Annotated in this window: 5 protein-coding genes and 2 tRNA genes; 4 read left to right on the top strand and 3 right to left on the bottom strand. The window is 69.9% G+C overall.

All coding sequences use genetic code 11. From position 1 onward, the window contains the following. Positions 1-432 precede the first annotated feature (432 nt). Positions 433-1,728: a tyrosine--tRNA ligase gene (gene tyrS / locus AB3X52_RS19155; protein ID WP_367995706.1), complete on the bottom strand. Its 1,296-nt coding sequence runs from the start codon at positions 1,726-1,728 to the stop codon at positions 433-435. Positions 1,729-1,909: 181 nt separating this feature from the next. On the opposite strand from tyrS, the gene AB3X52_RS19150 reads away from it, so the two are divergent. Genes AB3X52_RS19150 through AB3X52_RS19140 form a run of 3 tightly spaced genes read left to right on the top strand, consistent with a single transcriptional unit; the run spans position 1,910 to position 4,790 of the window. Next, the gene (locus tag AB3X52_RS19150) at positions 1,910-3,298 is read left to right on the top strand and encodes a serine/threonine-protein kinase (RefSeq protein ID WP_367995705.1); all 1,389 of its coding nucleotides are present in this window, start codon (positions 1,910-1,912) and stop codon (positions 3,296-3,298) included. Between the two features lie 38 nt (positions 3,299-3,336). Beyond that, a complete protein-coding gene (locus AB3X52_RS19145) occupies positions 3,337-4,302 on the top strand; it encodes an aldo/keto reductase (RefSeq protein WP_367995704.1) in 966 nt (321 codons plus the stop codon). A 53-nt stretch (positions 4,303-4,355) separates the two neighbouring features. Then, entirely contained in the window at positions 4,356-4,790 is a 435-nt protein-coding gene (locus AB3X52_RS19140; protein WP_367995703.1) for a hypothetical protein, read from the top strand. A 91-nt stretch (positions 4,791-4,881) separates the two neighbouring features. Here the strand turns inward: AB3X52_RS19140 and AB3X52_RS19135 are convergent. Both AB3X52_RS19135 and AB3X52_RS19130 read right to left on the bottom strand, forming a co-directional pair. After that, positions 4,882-4,955, bottom strand: a tRNA-Ile gene (locus AB3X52_RS19135). 49 nt (positions 4,956-5,004) lie between these two features. Continuing rightward, positions 5,005-5,080, bottom strand: a tRNA-Asn gene (locus AB3X52_RS19130). A gap of 361 nt (positions 5,081-5,441) precedes the next feature. On the opposite strand from AB3X52_RS19130, the gene AB3X52_RS19125 reads away from it, so the two are divergent. After that, a partial coding sequence (locus tag AB3X52_RS19125) for an Ig-like domain-containing protein (protein WP_367995702.1) occupies positions 5,442-9,610 on the top strand: 4,169 nt, incomplete at its 3' end.

Below are 9,610 nucleotides of genomic sequence, written 5' to 3'. Positions count from 1 at the left end.
CAAACTAATTCGTCGACTATTTGACACACTGTTGAGTTCTCAAGAATCACACACACACGACGCACCAACCAACCGGTTTTCGCTATCGAGGTCTTGCTCTCTGCTTTCGCAGACTTTAGCGGATCCGTTTGCTTCGGGCCAATTCGGCGAGAAGCTCGTTGATCCTTGCTTTCGTGACACGCAACAGCGCCGAATTCGAGACGATCAGATGGTGATCGCACCGAGAACGGTGTGATGGGCAACGAAGTGGCCGACCTCGGGGCCGGGAGCCCATCCCTTCGGGCTTGCTCCCCGCCGCTCCGTGGCGACCCGGAGAACATTACGTCCTTCGCGCACGCTTGCCAAATCGGAGTCGCCCCGACGTCACGACGGCCCGGAAGACGCCTGCTCGAGGCGCCGCTCCGGGCCGTCGTACGACTGCATCTGCGCAGGTCAGCGCAGGTGTACGCCAGCGAACCGCTTCTTGCCGCGGCGCAGGACGATCCAGCCGCCGTCGAGCACCTCGTCGTCGTCGAGCATCGCCTCCGCATCCGTGACGCGGACGTTGTTGAGGTAGGCCCCTCCCTCGGCGATCGTCCGTCGGGCATCGCCCTTGCTGGACGCGAGCCCGGTGGTGACGAACAGGTCGACCACTGCCGGCAGCCCGGCCGACCCGTCGACCTCGGTGGCACCAGCCTCGGTGAGGGCCGCCGCCAACGTCGTACCGCTCAGGGAAGCCAGGTCGCCACCCCCGAAGAGCGCCGAGGCCGCCGCCTTCGCCTGGTCGGTCTCGTGAGCGCCGTGGACGAGCGTCGTCATGTGGTCGGCAAGCGCCTTCTGAGCGGCACGCAGGAACGGCTTCTCCACCGTCTGGTGCTCGAGCTCCTCGATCTCGTCGTGCGAGAGGAAGGTGAAAAGCCGCAGCATCTCCCCCACCTTCACGTCCTCGACGTTGAGCCAGAACTGGTGGAAGGCGTACGGCGACATCATCTCCGGGTCGAGCCACAGGGCCCCGCCCTCCGACTTGCCGTACTTCGTCCCGTCCGCCTTCGTGACGAGCGGTGTCGTGAACGCGTGCACCGCGGCGCCCTCGGCGCGGCGGATGAGCTCGACGCCGCCGGTGATGTTGCCCCACTGGTCCGATCCCCCGAACTGCAGGGTCACGCCGAAGTCACGGAAGAGGTTGAGGTAGTCCATCGACTGCAGGAGCACGTAGCTGAACTCGGTGTAGGAGATGCCGCTCTCGAGCCGCTTGCGCACCGTGTCTCGGGCGAGCATGCGGTTGACCGGGAAGTGCTTGCCGACGTCGCGGAGGAAGTCGATCGTCGACAGCGACGCGGTCCAGTCGTAGTTGTTGACCATCGTCGCGCCGTTCGCGCCGTCGAAGACGAGGAACGGCTCGATCTGACGGCGTACGCGCTCCACCCACTCCTTGACCGTGTCGAGCGAGTTGAGCGTGCGCTCCCCCGAGTCCTTCGGGTCGCCGATCATGCCGGTGGCGCCGCCCACGAGTGCGTACGGCGTGTGTCCGGCCCGCTGCAAGCGCACCGCGGTGACGATCTGGAGCAGGTTGCCCATGTGGAGGCTGGGCGCGGTCGGGTCGAAGCCGATGTAGAACTTCACGCTCCCCGAGGTCAGCGCCTCGCGCAGCTCGTCCCGGTCCGTCGAGTCGGCGATGAGTCCACGCCACTCGAGGTCATCGAGGAGGTGCGGGTCGATGGACGGATCGATGGACCGATCGATGGACACAGTGAGCCTCTCTGGGTGGTTCCGAGCCGTCCCACCACGGGACGGCACCGTCCAAGCCTGCCCCATCGCCCGCCGCGACGCCCATCCGGTTCCGTAGCGGCCTCGCGTACGGCGCGCTCCTGCCGGGGCCGGCGACCGACGTTGGAGCCGGTGTCTAGGGTCGGTGAGCAGGAGGATGTCGTTGATCGCAGGGAGATACACGCGCGAGCGCGAGCTCGGCCGCGGTGGGATGGGCGCCGTCTGGCTGGGCACCGACACGGTGCTCGGGCGAGCGGTGGCGCTCAAGCAGCTGACACCGGTCGCGGCCGGAGGGCCGACGGCGGCGAGGGCGGAGCGTGAGGCACGGCTCGCCGCTCGGCTCAGTCACCCGCACGTCGTCGCCGTCTTCGACCTCGTCCACGACGCCGGTGAGCAGTGGCTCGTCATGGAGTACGTCGAGGGAACGACCCTCTCCGGGCTCGTCGCGGCGCGGGGTCCGCTGCCGGTCGACGACGCCGCCGGGATCCTGACCGAGGTGGCCGATGGACTGCGTGCGGCGCACGCGGCCGGCGTCGTCCACCGCGACGTCAAGCCGTCCAACATCCTCGTCGGCAACGACGGTCACGCGAAGCTGACCGACTTCGGAGTGGCCCGCGGGACCGACGGCGAGTCGACACTGACGGAGACCGGTGTGGTGACCGGCTCGCCGGCGTACCTCGCCCCGGAGGTGGCGGCGGGACAAGCGGCGACGCCGGCCAGCGACGTCTGGTCGCTCGGCGCCACGCTGTTCCACGCCGTCGAGGGGCGGCCACCGTACGAGGTCGGCGACAACATCCTCGGCACGCTCTACCGCATCGTCCACGAGGAACCGCCCGCGACCGGACGCGCCGGCTGGCTCGCCCCGTTGCTCGACCACAGCATGACCCGGGAGCCCGGCGCCAGGTGGACGATGGCGCAGGCGCACGACTTCCTCAGCCGGCGACCGGTGACCGTGGCGTCACGCACGCCGGTGGTCACCTCGGCGGCGCCCGGCGCCGTCGACGGCGCCTACGCCCCGCCGACGTCGCCTCCTCCGTCCGCCGCGCCACCCCTCATCGCGCCCGAGCCGGGTGCCGTACGGCGGCGCCGGCGCAGCGGGCTGCTGCTGGCGCCCGTCGGACTGGGCGCCCTGGTCGTCCTCGTCGCCGTGGCCGTCGTCCTGGCGCTCCACGGTCGTGACGAGCCCAAGGGAGGAGTGTCGAGCCCGCCGAGCACCACCCGCCCCTCGCCGAGCGCCCATCCCACCGCCGACGGCGTCCGCTCGTTCGTGACGACCTACCTGCAGACGGCCTCGACCGATCCGTCGGCGGGGTTCAAGATGCTCACGCCGACCTTCCAGGACGAGAGCGGCGGACTCCGGGGGTATGAGGGATTCTGGGGCCACGTCGCGCGGATCGACTCCGTCGAGCGGGTCGCGCCCAGTCTCGGCGGCGACGACCCCGAGGTGAGCTACCACTACACGTACACGATGGACGACGGCTCGCAGCACACCGAGGACGTGCACCTGCGCCTGACGTACGCCTCGGGTCGGTATCTGATCGAGGGAGATTAACGACAAACTTCCTCGATTAAATGGTGTTTGATAGTCCCATGGACTACGTCAACCTGGGCAACACCGGACTCAAGATCTCCCGCCTCGTGCTCGGCTGCATGAGCTGGGGCGACCCCGCGCGCGGCGGCGCGCAGTGGGTGCTCGGCGAGAAGGAGAGCCAGAAGCTGATCGGCCAGGCGCTCGAGGCCGGGATCACGACGTTCGACACCGCGAACGTCTACAACCTCGGGAGCAGCGAGGAGTACACCGCGAAGGCGCTGTGGGCCGTGGCCGACCGGGCCGACGTCGTACTCGCGACGAAGGTCTACCACCGCATGCGCCCCGGACCGTACGGCGCCGGCCTGTCGCGCAAGGCGATCCTGCATGAGATCGACGAGTCGCTGCGCAGGCTCGGGACCGACTACGTCGACCTCTACCAGATCCACCGTTGGGATCCCGAGACACCGATCGAGGAGACGATGGAGGCGCTCCACGACGTGGTGAGGGCGGGGAAGGCGCGCTATCTCGGGGCGTCGACGATGCACGCCTGGCAGTTCGCCAAGGCGCAGCACGTCGCCGAGGTGAACGGGTGGACGAAGTTCGTCTCCATGCAGCCGCAGTACAACCTCCTCTACCGCGAGGAGGAGCGCGAGATGCTTCCGCTCTGCGCCGACCAGGGCATCGGCGTCATCCCGTGGTCGCCCCTGGCCCGCGGCCGGGTGGCGCGGCCCTGGGAGGAGACCACGGAACGGCAGGAGAAGGACGCCCGCGCCACGTCTCTCTACGTCGAGGGCGACCGCGCCGTGGTCGACAAGGTCGGCGAGATCGCCGAGCGTCGCGGCGTCTCGCGTGCCGAGGTGGCGCTCGCCTGGGTGCTGGCCAGCCCGGTCGTGACCGCACCCATCGTGGGGGTGACCAAGGAGCAGCACCTCACCGACGCGCTCGCGGCACTGGAGCTCGAGCTGACACCGGAGGAGTACGACGAGCTCTCCGCGGGCTACGTCCCGCACGAGTTCCGGATCTGACGGCGCGCGGCCGCAGCGCCGCCCGCCGTACGACGCCGGCGCTACGATCAAGCGTGTCGAACTTCTTGATGGGACTCTTCCTGGTCCAGATGCTTCTCGTCGTCTATCAGTTCACCTACACGACCGATGCGGGCCGGCCTGAGAGCAACGCCCGCGCGACGCGCCTCACGCCCGGGCTCGTGGTCGGCCATCTGTTGCTGTCGTTCCTCGCGGTCCTGCTCTGGATCGGGTGGAAGGCGTACGGCAACACCAGCTTCGCCTGGGCCACGTTCATCGTCGTCGCCCTCGCGGCACTGCTCGGGACGCAGATCGTGCGACGTGCCCTGCTCTCCCCCGCGGAGGTCCCGGCGAACTCGTCCGACCCGGCCGACCGGCTGACCGCCGAGAGCCGGATCCCGGCGATCTCGCACGTCGTGCTGGGGCTGATCACGCTCGTGCTGCTCGTCTTCACGCTGCTGAGCGCGCTCGGCATGTTCCACCGTCCGTGACCGGTACGACATCGTCGGCAGGGGCCGCCGGGATGCCCCCGGGGCCCCAGCCCCCGGGAGACCCCCCCCGACTGCAGACATTGGCGGGCGGTAGGGCGGGTGGGGCTTGAACCCACGACCCAAGGATTATGAGTCCTCTGCTCTGACCGACTGAGCTACCGCCCCGCTCGGACACGAACGGCCCCGACCGAAGAGGCGGGGCCGTTGTCGTGTCTGGCTCCCCGAGTTGGACTCGAACCAACAACCGTCCGATTAACAGTCGGAAGCTCTGCCAATTGAGCTATCGGGGATCGCTGCGCAGCGCGCTGTCAGCGGTGGGAACCTTAGCAACACCCATGAGCGCCGTCGAAATCGCGGGTGCCCCGGGCGCATCCTGCGACCCGCGTCAGCGAGAACATGGGCCGATGCCCGCGGTGGCACCGCCGCATGGAGGCGTCGTTCGAGCTCGTCGTAGAAGGGCGCCGTGCGAGCATCGGGCCGCTGACAGGCCGGGCGCAAATGTCTAGAAGACTCCCCAAGCGCCACCGGATGCTGTTACTAATTCGTGTAACGGCCGTTGCCATATGAGGCGCCTGCGACAGGAAGCAAGTGCTGTGCCCCGGGTTCGATGCGGGCACCGTGTGGGCGGCGTGTGAGGGGAGACAGCTCGGGATGAAGGCTCGATGGGTCGCAGGCCTGGTCGCGACGACGACAGCATTGGTGACGCTGGGACTGAGCCCGGCGGCCTACGCCGAGGTCGGCGACGACTCGCACGCTGACGCGACCTTTCTCGACGCAACTCTGCTCACCGGTGATCTGTCCACGGTGGCCGGGATCGACGGCGCCCATGCCGACTACGTCGACGGCACGACCGCCGGCACGTCGGACGTCGACGACGCCAACCTCGACACGACCGCGCTCAGCCTGTTGACGCTGCCGCTGCCCGACCTCGAGATCGGCGTGGGCGACCTCCTCCATCTCGGCGCCGTCCAGCAGTACGCCGAGGCCGACCCCGACGGGGCCTCCACCTCCAACACCGACACAGCCGACCTGAGCCTCGATCTCCTGCAACTCCTCGGCGCCAACCAGCCGGCGCTCTCCCAGGCGTCCCTCAACCTCGGCGCCGTGGGGTCGGAGGCGACGCTCGCCGACGACGGCACGCTCACCCGGAACACCACCATCGCGGACGCGACGCTCAACCTGACGTCACCGGCGGTGGGCGACCTCACCACCGGGCTCACGGACACGTTCAGCACGCTCAACACCCAGCTGACCGGGCTGGAGGACGTCATCGAAGGCGCGGTCAACGACAGCGTCGGCCAGATCCTGGACCTCGTCGGCTCCACCGGCACCGCGACATCCGACACCACGGTCACGATCGACACGAGCCGGCTCGACCAGGCCGTGAGCGGTCTGCTCACGCAGACGCTCAAGACCGACCTGGTGAGCATCGACCTCTCGACCGGCACGATCACCGTCAACCTCGCCGGGGGCATCGACCTCAACGACCTGGACCCGAACACCACGCTCCTCGACGCCGACACGCTGCAGGCGGTGTCCGCCGACGTCGCCTCCCTGCTGAGCCAACTGCAGACCGACGTCAACAAGCTCGTGACCGACGCCCTCGACTACGTGGACGTCACCATTGACTCGACGAGCGCGATCACGGTGCCGATCGTCGGCACGAACCTCGGCGGGATCGACATCGACTACAGCGGATCCGTCCAGGACCTGATCGACGGCTCGGCACCGTTGACGATCGACGGCACCGGCGCCACCGGCACGCTGCTCGACCCGGTGCTGGACGGCGCCACGGGCATCGTCCAGGACGTCGTCGGCGCGGCGGTCAACACCGCCATCTCCACCGCGCTCGACACCGCCGGGCAGGCCGTGGACACGACCGTCACCACCGCGACCAACGCGCTCCAGCCCGCCTTCGAGGCGCTGGGCGACGTCGCGCAGGTCAACCTCAACGTCCAGAACGACTCCGACGGTCTCTCCTCCCAGGCCGACGTGACCGCCGTCCAGGTGGTCCTGCTGCCCGGCACGGACGCCCTGGAGCTCAACCTCGCGACCTCCAGCGTCGGCCCGAACGACCAGGTCACCTACACCCCGAGCCTCGATGCCGGCAGCCCCGTCGCTGCGGGTGACAGCACGACCGTCACCGGCGGAGGGTGGCCGCCCAACACCGAGGTGACGCTCCAGCTCACTGACGCCGACGGCGACCCGGTCGGAGACCCCGTCACGGTCACGACCACCGCCGACGGCGACCTGCCGGACGGCACCACCTACGCCGTGCCCGGCGACACCGCTCCCGGTGACTACACGCTCACCGGAACCACCGCCGACGGCACGTCGGCCACGGACACCGTCACGGTGACCGACGAGACCGCGCCGGACGCCCCCGTCATCGAGGACCCGGCCGGCGGCTCGAGCACCAGCGACACGACGCCGACCATCAGTGGTACGGCGGAGCCCGGCTCGACCGTGGACGTCTATCTCGACACCGACGGCGACGGTCAGCCCGACGGCGACCCGATCGGCACCGCGACCGCCGACGACGACGGGAACTGGAGCCTCGTCCCCGACGAGCCGCTGGACGCCGGCGACCACACCATCGTCGCGACCGCCACGGATGCCTCCGGCAACGAGTCCGACCCGTCGAACGCCGTGGACTTCACGATCGACACCACCGCGCCGGACGCGCCGGTGATCACCGAGCCGGCCGACGACAGCGCGACCGCTGACAACACCCCGACCATCTCCGGGACCGGCGAGGCCGGCGACACCGTGACGGTGACCGACGGCAACGGCGACACGCTCTGCACCGCCACCGTCGCCGACGACGGCACCTGGACCTGTGACAGCGTGCAACTGGCCGACGGCAGCTACACGATCACGGCGACCCAGACCGACGCCGCCGGCAACGACTCCCCCGCGTCCGACCCGGTGACCTTCACGGTCGACACCGACTCCCCGGCGGCACCGGTGATCACCGGCCCGGCCGACGACACCACGGTCGCCGACAGCACACCCACGATCACCGGCACCGGCGAGGCCGGCGACACCGTCACCGTCACCGATCAGGACGGCACCACCCTCTGCACCACCACGGTCGGCCCCGATGGCACGTGGAGCTGCGACTCGGAGGTCGAGCTCGCCGACGGCGACCACACCCTCACCGCCACCCAGACCGACGAGGCCGGCAACACGAGCCCCGCGTCCGACCCGATCGACATCACCGTCGACACCTCGGAGGACGCCCCCACCATCAGTACGCCGGAGAGCGGAAGCTCCACCAACGACAACACCCCGACGATCTCCGGCACGGGCGATCCGGGCGCGACGGTGACAGTCACGACCGATGACGGCACCGAGCTCGGTACGGCGGTCGTCGACGACGACGGCAACTGGAGCCTCGACTCGACGCAGCTCGACGACGACACCTACACGATCACGGCGACCCAGAGCGACGCGGCCGGCAACGACTCCCTCGCCTCGGACCCGGTGATCTTCACCGTCGACACCCAGGCGCCCGACGCCCCGGCGATCACCGCGCCCGAGGACGGTGACACCGTCGCCACCGGAACCCCGGAGATCACCGGCACCGGCGAAGCCGGCGACACGGTCACCGTCACCGACGAGAACGGCGACACCGTCTGCGAGACCACCGTCGCCGACGACGGCACCTGGTCCTGCACCCCCGACACGGCGCTGGCCGACGGCGACCACACCCTCACCGCCGCCCAGACCGACCCGGCCGGCAACGCCTCCGCGCCCTCCGACCCGGTCCACATCACCGTCGACACCACCGCGCCCGACGCCCCCGTCATCACGTCCCCGTCGGGCGGCGACGTGCTCGACACCGGTACGCCGACCATCACCGGCACCGGCGAGGCCGGTGACAGCGTCATCGTGACCGACGAGGACGGCGCCACGCTGTGCACCGCCACGGTCCAGGACGACGGCACGTGGACGTGCACCATCCCCGACGGCAAGGCGCTCGCCGACGGCGACCACACCCTCACCGCCACCCAGACCGACGAGGCCGGCAACACGAGCCCGGCGTCCGACCCGGTCGACATCACCGTGGACACCACCGCCCCCGACGCGCCATCGATCACCGCACCCGGCGACGGCGACACCCTCGCCACCGGAACCCCGGAGATCACCGGCACCGGCGAAGCCGGCGACACCGTCACCGTCACCGACGAGAACGGCGACACCGTCTGCGAGACCACCGTCGCCGACGACGGCACCTGGTCCTGCACCCCCGACACCGCCCTCACCGACGGCGACCACACCCTCACCGCCACCCAGACCGACGAGGCCGGCAACACGAGCCCCGCCTCCGACCCGGTCCACATCACCGTCGACACCACCGCGCCCGACGCCCCCGTCATCGAAGGCCCGGTGAACGGCGCGGTGCTCAGCGACACGACGCCGACGATCTCGGGCACCGGCGAGGCCGGCGACACGGTCACCGTCACCGCGGACGACGGCACCGTGCTCGGCACCACCACGGTCAACGACGACGGCAACTGGAGCCTCGACTCGACGCAGCTCGACGACGACACCTACACGATCACGGCGACCCAGACCGACGCCGCCGACAACGAGTCGCCCGCCTCGGACCCGGTCACGTTCACCGTCGACACCACCGCGCCCGACGCCCCGGCGATCACCCTGCCCGACGACGGCGCGACCACCGGAGACAACACCCCCACGATCTCGGGCACCGGCGAGGCCGGCGACACCGTCACCGTCACCGACGAGAACGGCGACACCGTCTGCGAGACCACCGTCGCCGACGACGGCACCTGGTCCTGCACCCCCGACAC

This window comes from Nocardioides eburneus (assembly GCF_040838215.1).
Classification (GTDB): Bacteria; Actinomycetota; Actinomycetes; order Propionibacteriales; family Nocardioidaceae; genus Nocardioides; species Nocardioides eburneus.
Note: the sequence above shows the minus strand (reverse complement) of the source record. Positions and strands in the feature narration are given on the sequence as shown.

Coding starts and splice junctions, on each gene's coding strand:
- AB3X52_RS19145 (WP_367995704.1), top strand. CDS start 3,337: ATGGACTACGTCAACCTGGGCAACACCGGACTCAAGATCTCCCGCCTC.